Source organism: Pseudomonas sp. PGPPP1 (assembly GCF_002255865.1).
Lineage (GTDB): Bacteria > Pseudomonadota > Gammaproteobacteria > Pseudomonadales > Pseudomonadaceae > Aquipseudomonas > Aquipseudomonas cremoris.
The window spans coordinates 1-597 of sequence record NZ_NKIG01000114.1 but is presented as its reverse complement, the minus strand read 5'-3'; the positions used below and the strand labels follow the sequence as shown (position 1 = coordinate 597).

The window sequence follows — 597 nt, the reverse complement described above, 5'->3', positions numbered from 1 at the left end:
ACGGGCTTTTTTTCACAAGGAAGAAAATCAATTACTTGATTTTGCCTTCTTTGTAGATCACGTGCTTGCGAACGCGCGGGTCGAACATTTTCTTTTCGAGCTTGTCCGGGGTAGTACGCTTGTTCTTGTCGGTAGTGTAGAAGTGACCAGTACCGGCGCTAGAGATCATTCGAATCAATTCACGCATGATAGAGCTCCTTAGATCTTGCCAGCGGCGCGGATTTCGGCCAGCACGACAGTGATGCCACGCTTGTCGATGATACGCATGCCTTTGGCAGATACACGCAGGCGAACAAAACGTTTCTCTTCTTCAACCCAGAAGCGGTGATGCTGCAGGTTCGGCAGGAAACGACGACGGGTTTTGTTATTTGCGTGGGAAATGTTATTCCCAGTCACCGGACCCTTACCGGTAACTTGACAGACTCTCGACATGCCTCAGCCCTCTAAAACCACATGCCCAACCCGGCATGGGTTGGCCGCTTAATCTCTCAGTCATTTGGCGCCAGGCGCCGCGTTTCTTTAGGGTCTTACCGGCTACACCTACAAGCGAAGGAACCGGGCCCCTAGAAAAGAGCGCTGCTTTATACCAGAAAGACC

At 51.4% G+C, this 597-nt stretch carries 2 protein-coding genes; both read right to left on the bottom strand.

Annotated features, from left to right (window positions below; genetic code table 11):
- Nucleotides 1–31: 31 nt before the first annotated feature.
- Nucleotides 32–187, bottom strand: coding sequence for a 50S ribosomal protein L33 (gene rpmG, locus CFE47_RS31445; RefSeq protein ID WP_003176906.1), 156 nt, complete (start codon nt 185–187; stop codon nt 32–34).
- A gap of 11 nt (nt 188–198) precedes the next feature.
- Nucleotides 199–432, bottom strand: a complete 234-nt coding sequence (rpmB, locus tag CFE47_RS31440) for a 50S ribosomal protein L28 (RefSeq protein ID WP_003176907.1) — start codon at nt 430–432, stop codon at nt 199–201.
- Nucleotides 433–597 lie beyond the last annotated feature (165 nt).

What these genes read in the sequence shown, in the direction of transcription:
- rpmB (WP_003176907.1), bottom strand. Translation starts at nt 432, where the DNA reads ATGTCGAGAGTCTGTCAAGTTACCGGTAAGGGTCCGGTGACTGGGAAT.
- rpmG (WP_003176906.1), bottom strand. Translation starts at nt 187, where the DNA reads ATGCGTGAATTGATTCGAATGATCTCTAGCGCCGGTACTGGTCACTTC.